This is a genomic window from Klebsiella sp. G-Nf4, from assembly GCF_002810615.1.
In the GTDB taxonomy this organism is placed as follows: domain Bacteria; phylum Pseudomonadota; class Gammaproteobacteria; order Enterobacterales; family Enterobacteriaceae; genus Klebsiella; species Klebsiella variicola.
This window is the reverse complement of record NZ_PION01000001.1, coordinates 203,891-220,169: the sequence shown is the minus strand read 5'-3', so window position 1 is coordinate 220,169 and position 16,279 is coordinate 203,891. Positions and strand designations below refer to the sequence as shown.

15 protein-coding genes are annotated in these 16,279 nt (G+C 60.6%); 9 read left to right on the top strand and 6 right to left on the bottom strand.

Annotated features, from left to right (window positions below):
• Window positions 1-11: 11 nt before the first annotated feature.
• Entirely contained in the window at window positions 12-1,538 is a 1,527-nt protein-coding gene (locus tag CWM57_RS01095; RefSeq protein ID WP_100630606.1) for an APC family permease, read from the bottom strand.
• 14 nt (window positions 1,539-1,552) lie between these two features.
• The gene (locus tag CWM57_RS01090; RefSeq protein WP_004898667.1) at window positions 1,553-2,323 is read right to left on the bottom strand and encodes an SDR family oxidoreductase; all 771 of its coding nucleotides are present in this window, start codon (window positions 2,321-2,323) and stop codon (window positions 1,553-1,555) included.
• A gap of 452 nt (window positions 2,324-2,775) precedes the next feature.
• On the opposite strand from CWM57_RS01090, the gene CWM57_RS01085 reads away from it, so the two are divergent.
• The 3 genes from CWM57_RS01085 (at window position 2,776) to CWM57_RS01075 (ending at window position 6,009) form a co-directional block, all read left to right on the top strand.
• Window positions 2,776-3,807: a phosphotransferase enzyme family protein gene (locus CWM57_RS01085; RefSeq protein WP_100675487.1), complete on the top strand. Its 1,032-nt coding sequence runs from the start codon at window positions 2,776-2,778 to the stop codon at window positions 3,805-3,807.
• Entirely contained in the window at window positions 3,797-5,134 is a 1,338-nt protein-coding gene (locus tag CWM57_RS01080; protein ID WP_100630608.1) for an aspartate aminotransferase family protein, read from the top strand. The genes CWM57_RS01085 and CWM57_RS01080 overlap by 11 nt, the downstream gene beginning before the upstream one ends.
• 92 nt (window positions 5,135-5,226) lie before the next feature.
• Complete coding sequence (locus CWM57_RS01075) at window positions 5,227-6,009, top strand: DeoR/GlpR family DNA-binding transcription regulator (protein WP_008804576.1); 783 nt, start codon at window positions 5,227-5,229, stop codon at window positions 6,007-6,009.
• 15 nt (window positions 6,010-6,024) lie between these two features.
• On the opposite strand, the gene CWM57_RS01070 is transcribed toward CWM57_RS01075, so the two are convergent.
• From CWM57_RS01070 to CWM57_RS01055, 4 genes are all read right to left on the bottom strand, one after another.
• Window positions 6,025-7,014: an isopenicillin N synthase family dioxygenase gene (locus CWM57_RS01070; protein WP_061154339.1), complete on the bottom strand. Its 990-nt coding sequence runs from the start codon at window positions 7,012-7,014 to the stop codon at window positions 6,025-6,027.
• Window positions 7,015-7,034: 20 nt separating this feature from the next.
• Entirely contained in the window at window positions 7,035-8,453 is a 1,419-nt protein-coding gene (locus CWM57_RS01065; protein ID WP_100630609.1) for an amidohydrolase family protein, read from the bottom strand.
• Window positions 8,454-8,464: 11 nt separating this feature from the next.
• On the bottom strand, window positions 8,465-9,454 hold the full coding sequence (locus CWM57_RS01060) for an ABC transporter substrate-binding protein (protein ID WP_100630610.1): 990 nt from the start codon (window positions 9,452-9,454) through the stop codon (window positions 8,465-8,467).
• A gap of 296 nt (window positions 9,455-9,750) precedes the next feature.
• Complete coding sequence (locus tag CWM57_RS01055; RefSeq protein ID WP_061154336.1) at window positions 9,751-10,650, bottom strand: LysR family transcriptional regulator; 900 nt, start codon at window positions 10,648-10,650, stop codon at window positions 9,751-9,753.
• A gap of 208 nt (window positions 10,651-10,858) precedes the next feature.
• Between CWM57_RS01055 and CWM57_RS01045 the strand changes: the two genes are divergently transcribed.
• The 6 genes from CWM57_RS01045 to CWM57_RS01020 are packed head-to-tail and all read left to right on the top strand — an operon-like array spanning window position 10,859 to window position 16,279.
• The gene (locus tag CWM57_RS01045) at window positions 10,859-11,827 is read left to right on the top strand and encodes a PDR/VanB family oxidoreductase (RefSeq protein ID WP_074385634.1); all 969 of its coding nucleotides are present in this window, start codon (window positions 10,859-10,861) and stop codon (window positions 11,825-11,827) included.
• Window positions 11,828-11,838: 11 nt separating this feature from the next.
• Entirely contained in the window at window positions 11,839-13,122 is a 1,284-nt protein-coding gene (locus tag CWM57_RS01040; protein ID WP_100675486.1) for an amidohydrolase family protein, read from the top strand.
• A complete protein-coding gene (locus CWM57_RS01035; RefSeq protein ID WP_100630612.1) occupies window positions 13,112-13,591 on the top strand; it encodes a RidA family protein in 480 nt (159 codons plus the stop codon). Before CWM57_RS01040 ends, CWM57_RS01035 begins: the two co-directional genes overlap by 11 nt.
• Window positions 13,588-14,469 (top strand): creatininase family protein, encoded by an 882-nt coding sequence (locus CWM57_RS01030; RefSeq protein WP_100675485.1) that lies wholly within the window; start codon window positions 13,588-13,590, stop codon window positions 14,467-14,469. Before CWM57_RS01035 ends, CWM57_RS01030 begins: the two co-directional genes overlap by 4 nt.
• Entirely contained in the window at window positions 14,469-15,452 is a 984-nt protein-coding gene (locus tag CWM57_RS01025) for an ABC transporter substrate-binding protein (RefSeq protein WP_061154331.1), read from the top strand. The genes CWM57_RS01030 and CWM57_RS01025 overlap by 1 nt, the downstream gene beginning before the upstream one ends.
• On the top strand, window positions 15,449-16,279 hold the full coding sequence (locus tag CWM57_RS01020) for an ABC transporter ATP-binding protein (RefSeq protein ID WP_004175785.1): 831 nt from the start codon (window positions 15,449-15,451) through the stop codon (window positions 16,277-16,279). The genes CWM57_RS01025 and CWM57_RS01020 overlap by 4 nt, the downstream gene beginning before the upstream one ends.

Here is a 16,279-nt window from a genome sequence, read left to right as displayed (position 1 = left end):
GGTGCGCATCATCAATCATCCGTCAGTACAATGCGCCCAATGACTCGGTACTTTTGCGCATCAAAGAGGTAAAACCAAACCGCGATGGCGGCGCCAAAGCAGAAGCAGGCCAACACGATCCACGGAATGGCATGATAAAAGGAGGAGCTGGCGGCAGCACCCGCGGCAAACGCCATATTTTTGAATAACAGGTAGACGATATAGATCATCCCCATCCCCCCAAGCAACGGCGCAACGCCTGTTTTAAACCAGTGTCCTTTACCAATATTTTCTTTATTGCCATGGAAGTAAACGATCACCGCAAAGGCGCAGAGCGCCTGGACAATCATAATGCCCATCGTACCCAACAGCGCCAGCAGGGTGTAAATATCCGCGTAAGGATCTTTACCGGTGATAAAGAACAGCAACACAATCAGCGTGGCGATAACGGTCTGCACCGTAGAGGCAACATGGGGTGAGCCGTGGCGCGAGTGTGAACGACCCAACGTGCGCCCGGCAAACGGAAACAGATTTTCCCGCCCGAGCGCATAGAGATAGCGCGCCGCGCAGTTATGAAACGCCATCCCGCAGGCAAAAGAGCCAGTGATCACCAGCAGCTTAAACACCCCGACCGCCCACTCCCCCAGATACTGGCGTGCCGGACCGTAGAAAATCTCTCCTGCGCGGTTAGGATCCTGCGCAAGGGCAATAGCCCGCTCAGGTCCCGTTCCGGCAATCGCCATCCACGAAATGAACACGTAGAACACGCCGATACCAATCACGCCCAGCAGGGTGGCCAGGGGAATGATTTTTTTCGGGTTCTTCGACTCTTCACCGTACATTGCCGATGACTCAAAGCCCACCCATGACCAGAAGGCGAAGAATAATCCAATTCCGGCACTGGCGCCGACCACCCCTTTCGCCGGGGTAAAGGCGTTCAGTGGGTTGATCGACTCGGGGACAAAACCCTGTGGCCCTCCGCCATGGATCAGCACCGCCATCGCGACGGCGGTGAGGATCAAAATTTCCAGTACCAGGCACAGGCCGAGCACCCGGGAAGTGAGCGAAATATCGAAATAGCTCAGCACTCCGGTGGTCATTAGCATGGCGAAGGCGAAGATGAGCCAGGGGATATGTACGCTGAAGACCGTATTGATTAAATCCTCGCAGAAAAAGGCGAAGATGCCGACCAGCGCGGCCTCAAAGACAATGTAGGTCATGGTCACCGTCACTCCTGACGCCATGCCAACGATCCGCCCCAGGCCGTGCGAAATGAAGCCATAAAATGCGCCAGTAGCGGTAATATACTTGGCCATCTGCGCATAGCCGATGGCAAACAGGGCAAGGATAAGGGTGGCGACCATAAACCCCGCGGGCGCAAACTGACCATTACCACTGCCCACCGCGATCGGCACATTGCCCAGCATCGCAGTGATCGGTGCCGCCGTGGCGATAGTCATAAACAGCACCCCGCCAAGGCCTACCGCATTTGGCCGCAGCCGCTGCACAACATGTTTTTCCGCCGCTGGCGCGGGATTGGCAAGAATTTCATTGCTCATGATGAACGCTCCGTTCAGTTCAGGCACGCGGCGGATTCAGGCAGGATCTGCCCACCGTCAACAATTAGCGACTGGCCGGTGATGTAGCCAGCCTGACGGGAGGCGAAGAACAGCGCTGCCGCGGCAATATCTTCCACCGTTCCGAGGCGTTTGAGCGGCACGGCGCTGGCCATCCCGGCGATATAGTCCTCGCCCATATCCCTCAGTCCTTCCGTGACGATATTCCCCGGCAGGACGGCATTGACGGTAATGTTGTCGCCGGCCAGTTCCAGCGCCGCGCTACGCATAAAACCCAGCTGGGCCGCTTTGCTGGCGGCATAGTGAGCCCAGCCCGGATAGCCCGTTACGGGGCCGGTGATCGAAGAGGTGAGGATGATGCGGCCATACTCTGCCCGTTTAAGCCATGGCAGCGCCGCCTGGACAGTTAAAAAAGTCCCTTTGCTGTTGATCGCCTGCACCTCATCCCACTGCTGTTCGCTCATGTCTGCCAGCGGCGCCGAAGGAAAAATTCCCGCGTTGCAGCAGACAATATCCAGCCCCCCCCACTGCTGTGCGGCTTCTGCCACACAGGCTTTTACCTCTTCGGCATGACTGACGTTGCAGGTCAGGCCGCGTAGCGTTAGTCCCTGCTCCGCCGCCTGGCCGATCGCGCTATCGATACGCGATGGTGTGCGGGCGGTAATAGTCACCTTCGCCCCGGCGCGGGCAAAGCCGAGTGCAATGCCAAGACCGATCCCACTACTCCCGCCGGTCACCAGCACATGTTTGTTCATAAAATCTGACATCATTTATCCCCGTCTGTGAAAGTTCTGCGATCCCATCCGTTTGGCCTGGCCGTGCAGCGATCTCCGTCGCTGGCAGGAAAAGAATAATCACGTAAATGTTGAACATTCAACATTTTAATGTGATATTTCAGCATAAAAATAATGCGCTATGATTGGGCACAAAACTGGTGCAGGGAGAAGATTAATTTATCAATATATATCAATAAATTAATAATTAATTTCACGCTTTTATTACGCCTGAATGAGAAAAACACACATTATACGTTCTGTTATGGTGCAACCGGCTGACCCCAGCCAACGAAATCAAACTAACTTACTATTATTAAAGCAATAAATAAACAAAAAGCATGATTGAAGCACAACAGGAAACAAAAAAACCCTCACACATCTTGCAAATCCCGAAACTACAACATAAATATGTGTCAAGTGTGTCATTTAAAATTGAGGACAGCATGTTTAACGACGAGTATTTAACAACACTTACCCTGAAGCTGCGGCCGCTCCTGCCCCGCTGGGGCCTCAGCGAAGGCGCAGAGATTGGCCTGCTGACGGTTTCAGAAAATGCCACGTTTCTGGTCAGCGATAAGATGACGCAGAGAAAGATCGTGCTGCGAGTGCATCGCCCAAACTACAGCTCAGCGGTGGAGATCCATTCTGAGCTGATGTGGCTAAACGCCCTGCATGCCCGGGGAGATATCAACATCGCCGTACCGCTTGTACTGGATGATGGGACCTGTATCGCCAGCCTCATCGACGGCGAAACGGTCACCCACGTCGTGGGATTCACCTTTGTTGCGGGCAGCGAACCTGATACCGGTAGCCATCTCACCGGCTGGTACCATGCCCTGGGACGGGTTGCGGGAGAACTGCACAGGCACAGCGAAGGCTGGGTAAAACCCGAGGGTTTTCATCGCAAGGTGTGGAACACCGAGACGATTACCGGACGTCATGCCTGGTGGGGGGACTGGCGGAAGATGACGCAACTGAGCGCCGACGATATTACGCTGCTGGAGGCGGTGGAGGCCACAGTGGTCGCCAGACTGGAAGCGTACGGACAGGACGCCGACCGCTATGGGCTGGTGCACTGCGACATGCGGCTGGCCAACCTGCTGGTGAATGAGAATTCGCTGACGGTGATTGATTTTGACGACTGCGGCATCTGCTGGTTTGGCTGGGATTTTGCCTCCGCCGTCAGTTTTATTGAAGACGACCCGGCCCTTGTGGACTACCGCGCTGCGTGGCTTGCGGGCTACCGTAGCGTCCGTCCCTTCAGCCAGCAGGACGAAGTGATGCTTCCGGTGCTAGTGATGCTGCGCCGCTTACAGCTGACGGCCTGGCTGGCCAGCCATAGTGAGACAGCCACCGCCCGTCGCTACAGCCCGCAATGGGGCGCCATCACCGTACGCCTGGCCCAGGCGTTTCTCCTCCAGGCGTCACCGCTTAGCGCTACCGTTAACTGCAAGGAACCTGCTGATGAACAATAAAACCCCCATTCTTCAACTGAACCGTTTTGACGCGCTGACCGGCGTGGCCGACGAAAACCTGAGCCGACAGATTGCCCGTCGCCACGCCACCCAGGGGACCGGTTCGGTGCTGTTTTATCCACAACCGATCGTCATGGCGTCGGCTTCCGGAGCCTGGATGGAGGACTCCGCCGGCAACCGTTATCTGGATATGTATAACAACGTGCCGGGCGTGGGGCATTGTCATCCGCATATCACCCAGGCGATGGTGCGCCAGGCCGGGTTACTGAACACCAACACCCGCTATCTGTTCCCGGTACTGGAGCAGTACGCGGACGGCCTGCTGGCGACGTTCCCCGCCGGGCTGTCGAATGTGATATTTACCTGCACCGGCAGCGAGAGCAACGACATCGCCCTGCGGATGGCCCGCTTTATCAGTGGTCGGCAAGGGATCATCGTCACCGAGAGTGCCTATCACGGCAATACAACGGCGGTGATGGAGGTCTCTCCCTCCGGGCACAAAGAGACCCTCCTGCCCCCGTGGGTGCATACCATTCCCGCCCCTGACCTGCGCAGGCTGTCAGCGGGCCAGACGCTGTCTGACCTCTTCGCCGCCGACGTTGAGCGCGCCATGGACGCGCTGGATGAGCGAGGCTACGGCTGCGCGGCGCTACTGGTGGATACCATTTTTTCCAGCGACGGCGTTTTCGCCGATCCGCCCGGATTTCTGGCCCAGGCGGTAGCCCGTGTACAGGCCCGGGGCGGACTGTTTATCGCCGATGAAGTCCAGCCGGGCTTTGGTCGGACAGGCTCTCATTTCTGGGGCTTCCAGCGTCACAGTGTGCAACCGGATATCGTCACGCTCGGCAAGCCAATGGGGAACGGTTTTCCCATGGCCGCGGTCATCACGCGCCCGGCTATTCTGCAGGCGTTCAGCGAAAAGACCGAGTACTTCAACACCTTTGGCGGTAACCCGGTGGCTGCCGCCGTGGGCCTCGCGGTACTGGAGGTGATTGAGCAGGAGGCCCTGATGACCAACGCCCAGCGCAACGGGGACTATCTGCGTGCCGGACTACTCCAGCTGGCCCAGGATTTCCCGGCCATCGCCGACATTCGCGGCGCCGGGCTGTTCAACGCCATCGAGTTTGCCCGGCCAGACAGCGGAGAGCCGGATCCGCAGCTGACGAGTCGCGTTATCTATCACCTGAAGCTTGAGGGCGTGCTGATTGGCGCGGCCGGTCGCTTTGGCAACAGCCTGAAGATCCGTCCGCCGCTGTGCTTCAGTCGCGATGATGCAGATTTCTTCCTCGAACGGCTGGCGAAAGTAATGGGCCGCCTGAACGGATAGTCTAACCGACAGGGCAAACATCCAGTTTGTTTGCCCTCGGCGTGCAGGTATATTAACGGCATCAGCGACTTCAGGGAGAGTAACCAGCGTTCATGTCGAAGAGAAAAGAAGACCGTCAGCAACAGATCCTGCGCGAACTGGCTGAGACCCCGACCCTGCGGATTGGGGATATGGCGCGCACCCACGGTGTCTCTACCGAAACCATCCGTCGCGATCTCGACGAACTTACCCGCCGGGGCGTACTGAACCGAACTTACGGCGGCGCGGTGCGGGCCATGAACAGTGAACCGACGGTCACGGAGCGCCACCAGCTGTTTACCGAAGAGCGCGAGCGCATCGCCCGGGACGCCGTCCATTGTATGCGCGAGGGCAAAATATTTATGATCGGCTCCGGCGCCACCACGGTACATGTTGCCCGCCGGATGGCCAGCGAGCTGCGGGATATTACGGTCATCACCCACGCCTTCGGCGTCGCAACGGTGCTGTCGATGAATCCAACCATCCGGGTGATCGTCGCTCCCGGGGAGTACTGCGCTACCGAAGGGGCAATGACCGGTGCGCAGACGCTTCAGTTCCTCAATCAGTTCACGGCGGACTATACGTTACTGGGGGCCAGCGGTATCGCCGCCGATGGGCCAAGCGAGGCGTTAATCGACAGCGGAACGGTTTACCGGGCGATGATCCAGCGCGCCGCGAAGAGCATTGTCGTCGCCGACCACTCGAAGTTCGACCTCACTTACCCCTACCACTACGCGGGCTGGTCGGGCATCAGCCGTTTAATTACTGACCAGCCCCTGCCCGACCATCTCGCTACCGTACTCGGCCGGGAAAAGGTGGTCGTGGCGCGTGGTCATGCCGCTCCTGAACAGCAGTGACCCGCGCCGGTAAGTTTACCCTTTGGCGAAATTGGCCTGGATCCGCTGCTGCAGATAATCCTCGGCGCTGATGGGCGGGTACTTTCTCTGCGGCCCGAGGATCTCGACATCTTTATTGGCCTGGCAGAAAAACGCCAGGCTGTAGCGCGGCCCCTGATATTCGTGCGGCAGCGGGTTTCTCACCCGGTGGAAGTTAGACGGCAGCTGGTCGTCGCTCCAGCGCATCAGCATATCGCCGATATTGCAGGTGATCACCTCCTCCCGCGGTTCAATGCTGGTCCACTGCTGGCTTTCGCGGTCTTTACCGGGACAAACCTGCAGGCCGCCCTGACCGGGGCGCTGGAACAGCAGCGTCAGGCAGTCAAAATCGGTGTGCGCGCCGGCCCGCCACATCCCCTGCTGCGACTGCTCGGTCGCATAGTAATGCAGCATACGCAAGGTGCTCTGGTAGGTGTCTCGCTGCGGATCGTGCGCGGTGGTGAAAAACGATTCCGGAAAACCGAGCTTCAAAGCAAAGCAGGAGAGGATCTTCATCCCCAACTGCCAGCACTGCGATTCAAACCCGAGCATCGTCTGCTGGAATGCTGGCAACTCCCGATCGCTGGGCCAGCGCCCGGCCATCAGCGGCCGGGTGATCTGATACGACTCTTTTTGATCCGGCGTGCGGGTCGATGGCCGAACCTGCGCTTTGCTTTCCCAGCCGGCGTTGCCGGCCAGCGGATACTGGCGCTTCACCTCGTCGGGCAGGTCGAAAAACGCCTCGGTCATGCTGAACGCCTGACGGATATCCGCCAGCGGGATACCATGGTGGCTGACCTGGAAGAAGCCAATCTCCACCGCCGCCTCCCACAGTTGTTCGGCAATGTCATTTTTTCTTTCGGCAAAGTTCGACAGGTCGATACAGCGCACTTCGCGGGCGAAGGTCTCTTCGCCCTGGGCGCCCATCAGCGCCTCTTTTTCCAGTTCCTGTAAGGCGTAGCGTTGATTCTGGGTGGTTGAGGTCATCGTCATTATCCTGTTATCAGTTAAACAGCGGCGCGCTGTTGGAGGGTACGGACGGCCGCCAGCGCGTCGTGGCGCATCGCGTCAAGGTCGAGACCGGGAATGGCGTCATCTTCCACGATGGGCCGGCCATTCAGCAGCAGCGCCTTCAGCGCGGCGCGCCCACCGCAGGCCACCGGCCCAATAGCCATATCATGCAGGCCGAAGTAGCGCGGATCGTCCAGCCGGTAAATGGCGAGGTCCGCCTGCATGCCGACCTGCAGGGTGCCGCTCTGCGCTAAGCCAAGGATCTGCGCGCCGCCGGCGCTGCCCCAGCGCACCACATCCTCCACCGTGGCCGCATCGGCCCCGCCCTCAAAGGTGCCCCCGGCGTAGCGCGGCTGCGCCAGCATCCCCTTGCGCGCGCGCTGCAGCAGCCATGCGGCATGGGCTTCGCTTTGCATATCCGCCGCTTCATTCGAGGCGGCGCCGTCCACTCCCAGCGAGACCGGAACCCCGGCCTGCTCCAGCGCCAGCAGATCGGCGATGCCGCTGCCCAGCCGGCCGTTGCTTTGCGGGCAGTGAGCAATGCCGGTTCCGGTGCGGCCCAGCAGGGCAATCTCCTCCGGCAGCAGCTTCACCAGATGGGCAAACCACACGTCATTTCCCAGCCAGTCGTGCTCCGCGCAGAACTGCACCGGCGTCATGGCGAATTTCTGCCGCGCGGCGTCGAGATAATCGACGGTTTCCGATAAATGGCTGTGCAACCGGATCCCCAGCTGGCGGGCCAGCTTCGCCATCTCCCGCAGCTGGGCGCCCGGCGCGGAGTGCAGTATGGTAGTGGGCGCCATCACCACCCGGCGCAGAGAATCGGGCCGGGGGTCGTGATAGCGGCTGACCAGCCGTTCGACATCCGCCATATAGCCGTCGAAGGTTTCCGGACGCAGCGCCACCGGCAGATCCTGCTCCACCGCCCGGCCCTGGGTCGCCCCACCCCGGCACAGGACGATACGCATCCCCAGCGCTTCCCCTTCGCTGAAGACAATCTCCGAGGTATCGAAGGGCATATCCGGCCAGTACAGGTAGTTGTGATCCGCCACGCTGGCGCAGCCCGAGCGCAGAAGCTCCACCAGACCAATGCGCACCGCCAGACGAAAAGTGTGTTCATCGAAGGCCGCGCGAAAGCGGTACGGCGTGGCGCTCAGCCAGGCCGTCAGGCTCTGGTTCAGCCCCTGCGGCTCGCCCTTCAGCAGCGACTGAAAAAGATGGTGGTGCGTGTTCACCCACGCCGGATAGATCACGCAGTCGCGGGCATCAATCAGTCGCTCTTCCGGCAGCGGGGTCAGGCTGCCGATGGCCGCAATCTTGCCGTCGCGGATGCGAATATCCGGCCCGGCCAGCCGCGCCGCCTCTCCGGGCAAGCCGCTGAGGATGGCATGGGCATTTTTAATCATTAATGACATGACGTTGCTCCTCAGGGTTTAACCTGCATGGCCTGGACAAATTCGGTGGTGTAGGCCTGTTTCCAGTCGGTGGCCGCCGCCAGCAGACCAGTACTGACCATAAAATCGCGGGTCTTCTGCCAGCGCGCGTCGGTCATCGTGCCCCAGCCCTGGCTGGCGGCATCCCCGCCGTCGATCAGGTGATGCTCACGGATCTGGGTCACGCCCCAGGCGAGCAGATCGTCGGTCATTTTCGGATTGTCCTGCTTAATCAGCGCATTTCCCGGCGCCGGATTGTTGAGGTAGCTCACCCAACCCTCCATCGAGGCGCGGACGAACTTCGCCATCGCCGCTTTACGCTCGGCGATGGTATCCGGGCGGGCGATGAGAATGCCGCCGTAGGGGGGATAGCCGTGTTCGGAAAAGAGGAAGAAGTTCGCCTTCACCCCAGCCTTCTGCACCTGGAACACCTCGGAGCTGACATAGGCCTGCTGGGCGACAGCGTCATCGACGACAAAGGGTTGAATATTGAAGGTATAGGGGCGAACCTGCGCGTCGCTCAGCTGATATTGCGCCTTCAGCCACGGCCACCACGTCGCCTGACCAGAGCTGGAGACCAGAAGCGTTTTGTCTTTCAGCCCCTGCAGGGAGGTGACATCGGCATGGGTCAGCAGCCCCTGGGGATCGTACTGAAAGGGCGCGGCAATGGCTTTCGCCTGGAAGCCGCGCTGAATGCCTTCCAGCAGTTGCAGATCGTAGCCGATGATCACATCGGCCCGCTTCGACAACAGCAACTGCATGCCGTTGACCTGCGGTCCGCCGGAGCGGATCTCGACGTCGAGACCGTATTTTTTGTACAGCCCAGTGGCCTGAGCCTGATAATAACCGCCCTGCTCCGCTTGAGCGTACCAGGAGGTCAGCAGAACGATTTTCTCCTCGGCCTGAACGGCCAGCGAGACACCGCCGAGAGCCATCAGGCCCAGCCAGCGAAAGCCCCGGGGAAGGCGTGCACGACTTTTCATTATCCCTCTCCTCTTCATGCCGGGAGAGGGGCGAGCAAACCACGGCTCAGCCTCCCATCCCGGTCAACATTGAACCGCGACATGGTGACTGAGCAATGTCCCGTATGGATAACCCGTACTGACCGCTTCTACTCACACTCAGTTATACAAAAACAATGCCAGATTTGATTGCCCCGCGAGCGGCCGCGAGAAATCGCCTGCGCCGCCGCCCCTGGGCATGCAACCTTTGATTCATGCACACAAAAAAAGCACCATCATGGTGCGTTAATGAATGATTTTAGTGCCTGCCCGGTCTCTCACAGCTGACTAAAGAGCATCTCCAGCTGGTTCAACATCATCGAGGCGGCGAGGGAAAGCTGGCGGGCGGGCGAGACGCACAGCGCCAGCGTGAAAGGCTTAAGCTGCGGATCGGTTAGCGGTACAAACGCCAGCTGGCCGGACTCGATCTCATCGAGAATATCCAGCCGACACAGGATGCCGATGCCCATCTGCTCTTTGATCAGGGTGCGGATCATGTGAATGTTGTTCGACACCGCCACCTCCTTCACCTCGTTGCCGCTGATGTTCACCAGCGCCTCCACCGGCTCGCTGATCATCAATGGGGCGGACGGCAGGATAAACGGGTAGTCGATGCACTGACTAAAGCGCACGGCGCTGCGGCTGGCCAGCGGATGGCCGGTCGGCACTACGATACCCATATTCATCTCGGCAAACGCCCGCACCTGCAGTTCGCGGGAGGTCTGGGGATTGAGCATGATGCCGAAATCCGCCTCGCCGGAGATCAGCGCCTGCTGAATGTGGATATTGTTCATGGTGGTCAATGTAAAAGAGATGTTGGGATAATGTTTATGCACCTCTTTGAGCATCGTCGAAAAAAAATGCCGGTTAATGGCATCGATGGTAGCGATACGCACATGCCCCCGCCGCAACCCTCGCAGGTCATCCAGCTGCTCGCAGACCCGGGTAAAGTCCTTTTTCCAGTTATTGGCCGCGTGCAGGAGCAGCTCCCCGGCGGCGGTCAGCCGCAGCCCGGTGGGATGGCGCTCGAAGAGCGGCATCGCCAGCTCCTGTTCCACGCGCAAAATCTGACGGTCGATGGAAGACGCCGACACATGCAACGCCTCTGACGCTTTACGAAACGATCCCTGACGGGCCACTTCGGTGAAATAGAGCAGAAATCGGGAGAAGGCAAACATGGTTTGGGTGCTCTCTTTTTTGCAACGGGTTGTGCGAATCAAAGCTCTGGACGCAACAGTTTTATCACAATACCGTAGCATTCATAGCGGAGAAACGATCGTTTCACCCATTTTCTTGCACGCCGGACAGTTTACCGCGAAGGGGGAGTTATCTCTTCGCCGACCCTGGCCGCCCTGCAGACAGCGGAATGAGGGAGAGTAAACGTTAATGCACAGCCACGATCTTATTTCGGTCTCGGTCGGGGAAATACGCCCCAACGGACAGGGAAATCTATCCGTAATATTGCAGGCGGCGGCCGGGGAAATATTACCGGCCTACTCTGCCGGGGCGCATATCGATATTATTATTCCCGGCGTTGGCCCACGGCAGTATTCCCTGTGCGGCATGCCTGACCGCGGCAAAGACTATGAAGTTTGCGTCAGGCTGGCTGACACCTCCACCGGCGGCTCACGCTATATGCACCAGCAGCTCAAAGCCGGCGATCGGCTCTCCATTTCGCCTCCGCGCAACCATTTTCCCCTGCCGCAGGCCGGGCGCTACCTGCTGTTTGCCGGCGGTATCGGCATCACGCCTTTGCTGGCGATGGCTGAAGCGATTGCCGCCAGAAAGGGGGCGCTGGAGCTGCATTATTATGTCGCCAGCGCGCGCCAGACGGCCTTCTCCCCGCGCCTGACCCAGCTGGCTGCGGGCGGCACGGTGGCGATCCACTGTAGCGAGGAAGGCGCGTCGTTTCGCCAGCGGATCCCCGCCTGCTTAACCACGCCCGATCCTGAAACCACAGTGGTCGCCTGCGGCCCGGAGGGTTTTATTCAGCGACTGCAGTCGGTCATGGAGGAATATCGCTGGTCGCCGTCGCAATTCGTCTTCGAGCGTTTTACTCCCGCGACGGAAAATAATACTGCGGCGAAAAATGCGTTTTATATTGAGCTGGCCTCCAGCGGGCAGCGCCTGCAGGTCGCCGCGGATCAAACCATTGCTCAGGTATTACAGCACGCCGGCGTGGAGGTGATGCTCTCCTGCGAACAGGGAATGTGCGGGTCGTGTATTACCGGGGTCCTCGACGGGATCCCCGAACACCGGGACAGCGTGCTGACGGCGGAAGAGAAAGCGGGCAACGACCAGATCACGCTCTGCTGTTCGCGGGCGAAATCGCCGGTTCTGGTTTTGGATCTGTGAGGAGACTGACGATGACGTTCCCCTCCTCTTCCGCGCCGCTCGCCGGTATCAGCCGCGCCCGACTCCCGGCCTGGGCGCTGCCCGACGGCTGGCCGACGCAGGCCAACGGTGAACCGCTGCTGGCGGACCTGACCTTTCGCGACGGCCGGATTGCCGCATTGACCCCGACCGACCAGCCGACTCCCGGCCTGTGGGACCTGGCGGGGGCCCTGACGCTCCCCGGCCTGGTGGAACCTCATGCCCATCTGGACAAGACCTTTACCATTGAACGCTGCCGTCCGGCGCAGGCCGGGCTGCTGGCGGCGATCCACGCCATGCACGAGGATCGCCAGCACTGGACCAGGGCGGATATTCAACGTCGGGCGTCCGCCGCGCTGGCCCGGGCGGCAGAAAATGGCGTGACCCATTTGCGTAGCCATATCGACTGGTTTACCACCGACGCACCGGACGCCTGGCAGGAGATCGCCCGCCTCGACACCGTCGGCATCACCCTGGAGCGGGTGGCGCTGGTCCCGCTGACCCTGTTTCGCGATCCGGCGGACGCCGGGGCCATTGCCCGAATGGTCGCCACCAGCGGGGAGCGCTGCCTGCTGGGCGGCTTCATCCACTCCTCCAACTGGGACGCCGCCGCCATGGCAAACCTGCTGCGTAGCGCGGCCCGCTGGGAGCTGGATCTGGATTTGCATATTGATGAGGAGCTCAGCGAGGTGTCTCAGGGGCTGACCTGGCTGGCGGACCATCTCTCCCGCCACCCTTTTCCCGGGCATATCTGCTGCAGCCACGGCTGCGCGCTGGCCGCCGGCAGCGACGAACAGGCGGCGCCGATCCTGCGCCAGCTGGCGGCGCACGGGGTCACCCTTATCGCTCTGCCGATGACCAACCTGCTGCTGCAGGATGCGACGTTCGGTCGCACGCCGCGCCAGCGGGGGATCACCCTGCTGCACGAGGCGCAGGCCGCCGGCGTGGCCACCCTGCTCGGCTGCGACAACGTACAGGATGCCTTCTGCCCGGCGGGGAGCTATGACCCGCTGGACACCCTGGCCTGCGGCCTGTTCAGCGCCCAGCTCAGCGAGCTGTTCGATCGGCAATCGCGGCTGATCTGCGATCGCGCGGCGTTAACCGGTTCGCCGGCAGACGCGGCGCCCTTTGCCATCGGCGCGGCGGCCAGCGTGGTGATTTTCCCGGGTAGCGACCGTTTTACCTGGCCTTTAAACAGCGCCGCCCGTCTGGTGGTTAACCACGGCAGGTTAACCCACCGGCGCGTGTGGCAAGAGGAGATGGCACATGAGTCTTGAAACAGGCGCGGGGGCGCCGCTGGCGCGGTATGCCGCCTGGCGCAGAGCCGGTGATTTTATTTTTCTCTCCGGCATTATTCCGGTCAATCCCCTGACCGGCACCATCGTCAACGGCTTTCAGGATGTGCCTGAGCCGGTGCGAGAGCTGCTGGGGGCGACCGGCGAATTTTCGACCGATGCGAAACAGGGCCCGATCCTCGCCCAGAGCTGGTACGTACTGGAAAGCATCCGCCGCACCGTGGAGTCCGCGGGAGGGCAGATGAGCGACGTTATCAAGCTGGTGCAGTACTTTCGCAACCTTGACCATTTTCCCTATTACAGCCGGGTCAGGAAGCTGTTTTATCCCGACCAGCCGCCTGTTTCCACCGTGGTCCAGGTCAGCGAAATGCTGCCCGACGCCACGGTATTGATTGAAGTTGAAGCAACCGTCTGGTTACCCCCGTCATTTAACTCCGAGGCTCCGCGATGATTAACGGTTACATTCCTGCAGCGCGCTTTCTCCCTTTTCTGAGCTGGACGGACGTGGCCGCCCTGCCGGATAAAAGCAACACGGTTATCGTCCTCCCCACCGGGGCGATCGAACAGCACGGTCCGCATCTGCCCTGCTCGGTGGACAGCGTGATATCTTCCGGCGTGGCGGGCCATGCCCTTGCCCGGCTACCGGCAGCGATCCCGGCCTACGCCATCCCGCCGATCACCTACGGTAAGTCAGAGGAGCATCTGCATTTTCCCGGCACCCTGACCCTCAGCGGCGATACGCTGCTGCATACCGTGCTGGAGATCGCCGAATCCCTCTATCGGGCCGGTTTTCGCAAGCTGCTGATGATCAACGGCCACGGCGGCCAGCCGCAGATCCTGCAGATAGCCAGCCGGGAAATGCGCCTGCGCCACGGGGATTTCATCGCCATCTCCCACGACGTGTTCAACGTGCCCAACTGCGAAAAACAGTTTCTCAGCCCGCATGAACAACGGATGGCGATGCACGCCGGGCATAGCGAAACGGCGCTGATGCTGGCGCTGGCCCCGGAGTGCGTTCATATGGAACGGGCCGTCGCCAACTTCCCGCCGGAATTCCCCTGCCCAACCCTGTCGAAAGGCCGTCCGGCGGCGGCGTGGGCGTCCTATGACTTTGGCCCCAGCGGGGTGATTGGCGACCCGACCCCGGCGACGCGGGAGCAAGGCGAAGGGCTTCTCGACTCCCTCGCCGCCAGCTGGGCGCAAGCGATCATCGAGATCCACCGCATGGCCTGGGTCGAACGTCACGAACCGACCTGGGGCAAACAGCACTGGCACGGCTTTGTGCAGTCCCTCCCCCCCTCTTTCGCTGCTGAATCCAAGGAGCCCTGATGAATACCAGATCGACGCCCGTTTTTACCCTGCTGACCGTGGCCGCCCTCGCCACCTCAGCCTCCGGCTTCGCGGCGGAGAAGTTTACGTTTCTCACCAACTGGTATGCCCAGGCCGAGCACGGCGGGTTTTACCAGGCCCAGGCCACCGGGCTGTATCAGCACGCCGGTCTCGATGTCGAGATTAAAATGGGCGGTCCGCAGATCAACGTCATGCAGTTGATGGCGGCCGGTCAGGCGGATTGTACCCTTGGCGACAACGGTCAGGCGCTGGAGACCTGGCAGGCCGGGGTACATGCGGTGACCGTCGCCACCGTGTTCCAGCACTCGCCGACGGTGTTTATCACCCATGATAAAGTGGAGAACCCGGCGGAGCTTAAAGACAAAACCTTCCTGCTCGCCACCGAGGCCTATACCTCTTTCTGGCCGTGGGCGAAGAGCGAGCTGGGTCTGGCTGGCAGCAAAGTGCGCCCCTATACCTTTAACGTCCAGCCGTTCCTCGCCGATAAAAATCTGGTGCAGCAGGGCTACGTGACCTCCGAGCCGTTCTCCGTCGCCAAAGGCGGGCAGCCGTTCTATGTCTATCCGCTCAGCGACTGGGGCTACCCGCCCTACGGCAACTCGATTATCTGTATGGCGGACACCATCCGCAAACGTCCGGCGGCGGTGGCGGCCTTCGTCAAAGCCTCCATGGAGGGCTGGAAAAGTTACCTGCAGGATCCCACCCCCGGCAACAGTCTGATCGGTAAAGCAAATCCACAAATGGGCGCCGAGCAGATCGCCTTTGGTATTGCCCAGATGAAGCAGTACCAGCTGGTAACCGGCGGCGATGCCAAGACCGGCGGCATCGGCATCATCACCGAGCCGCGGCTGAAGAAAACCTGGGACATGCTGGTGAAAAACAAACTGATCGACGCCAGCAAGGTGCCGTTTGAGCAGACTTACACCCTGGAGATGGTCAAAGACGCCGGAGTGATGCCATGAATACCGCCCCGAAACTGACCGTGATGAGCGACACCCGCTTTACGCCCGCCTCTGCCACCCCGGCCATCGAGGTGCTGTCGGCGGAGAAGATCTACAGCAACGGTACCCGGGCGCTGCTGCCCGTTAACCTGACCATCAATCAGGGGGAGTTTATTACCCTGCTCGGCCCGTCCGGCTGCGGGAAGAGTACGCTGCTGAAAATGGTCGCCGGCCTGGTGGAGCCCAGCGACGGCAAGCTGATGCTGTGGCGGCGCGATAGCCGGGAGAAAGCCCAGCATCCGCTCTCGTTCGTCTTCCAGGAAGCCACCCTGATGCCGTGGAGCAGCGTGCGCAATAACGTCAGGTTGCCGCTGGATCTGGCCGGCGTGCCGCGCGCGGAAGGTAATACCCGGGTGAGTGAAGTCCTTGAGCTGGTGGGGCTGGGCAAATTCGCCGACGTCCTGCCGCGCGAACTCTCCGGCGGCATGCAAATGCGCGTCTCCATCGCCCGCGGCCTGGTCACCCGGCCAAAGCTGCTGCTGATGGATGAGCCCTTCGGCGCGCTCGATGAAATTACGCGTAACAAACTCGACAGCGACCTGTTGCGTCTCTGGCAGGAGCAGAACCTGACGGTGGTGTTCGTCACCCACTCGATCCACGAAGCGGTGTTTCTCTCACAGCGGGTGATCATGATGGCGGCCCGTCCCGGACGGGTGGTCGAAGATATCGCCATCCGCGAGCCGTTCCCGCGCAGCGAGGCGTTCCGCGTCAGTCCGGCCTTTTCCCTGTATGCCCGTCAGCTGCAGGACAGTCTGTTGCAGGCCAGCCAGTCCGGCATGGAGTCATAA

Coding starts and splice junctions, on each gene's coding strand:
- CWM57_RS01095 (WP_100630606.1), bottom strand. CDS start 1,538: ATGAGCAATGAAATTCTTGCCAATCCCGCGCCAGCGGCGGAAAAACAT.
- CWM57_RS01090 (WP_004898667.1), bottom strand. CDS start 2,323: ATGTCAGATTTTATGAACAAACATGTGCTGGTGACCGGCGGGAGTAGT.
- CWM57_RS01085 (WP_100675487.1), top strand. CDS start 2,776: ATGTTTAACGACGAGTATTTAACAACACTTACCCTGAAGCTGCGGCCG.
- CWM57_RS01080 (WP_100630608.1), top strand. CDS start 3,797: ATGAACAATAAAACCCCCATTCTTCAACTGAACCGTTTTGACGCGCTG.
- CWM57_RS01075 (WP_008804576.1), top strand. CDS start 5,227: ATGTCGAAGAGAAAAGAAGACCGTCAGCAACAGATCCTGCGCGAACTG.
- CWM57_RS01070 (WP_061154339.1), bottom strand. CDS start 7,014: ATGACCTCAACCACCCAGAATCAACGCTACGCCTTACAGGAACTGGAA.
- CWM57_RS01065 (WP_100630609.1), bottom strand. CDS start 8,453: ATGTCATTAATGATTAAAAATGCCCATGCCATCCTCAGCGGCTTGCCC.
- CWM57_RS01060 (WP_100630610.1), bottom strand. CDS start 9,454: ATGAAAAGTCGTGCACGCCTTCCCCGGGGCTTTCGCTGGCTGGGCCTG.
- CWM57_RS01055 (WP_061154336.1), bottom strand. CDS start 10,650: ATGTTTGCCTTCTCCCGATTTCTGCTCTATTTCACCGAAGTGGCCCGT.
- CWM57_RS01045 (WP_074385634.1), top strand. CDS start 10,859: ATGCACAGCCACGATCTTATTTCGGTCTCGGTCGGGGAAATACGCCCC.
- CWM57_RS01040 (WP_100675486.1), top strand. CDS start 11,839: ATGACGTTCCCCTCCTCTTCCGCGCCGCTCGCCGGTATCAGCCGCGCC.
- CWM57_RS01035 (WP_100630612.1), top strand. CDS start 13,112: ATGAGTCTTGAAACAGGCGCGGGGGCGCCGCTGGCGCGGTATGCCGCC.
- CWM57_RS01030 (WP_100675485.1), top strand. CDS start 13,588: ATGATTAACGGTTACATTCCTGCAGCGCGCTTTCTCCCTTTTCTGAGC.
- CWM57_RS01025 (WP_061154331.1), top strand. CDS start 14,469: ATGAATACCAGATCGACGCCCGTTTTTACCCTGCTGACCGTGGCCGCC.
- CWM57_RS01020 (WP_004175785.1), top strand. CDS start 15,449: ATGAATACCGCCCCGAAACTGACCGTGATGAGCGACACCCGCTTTACG.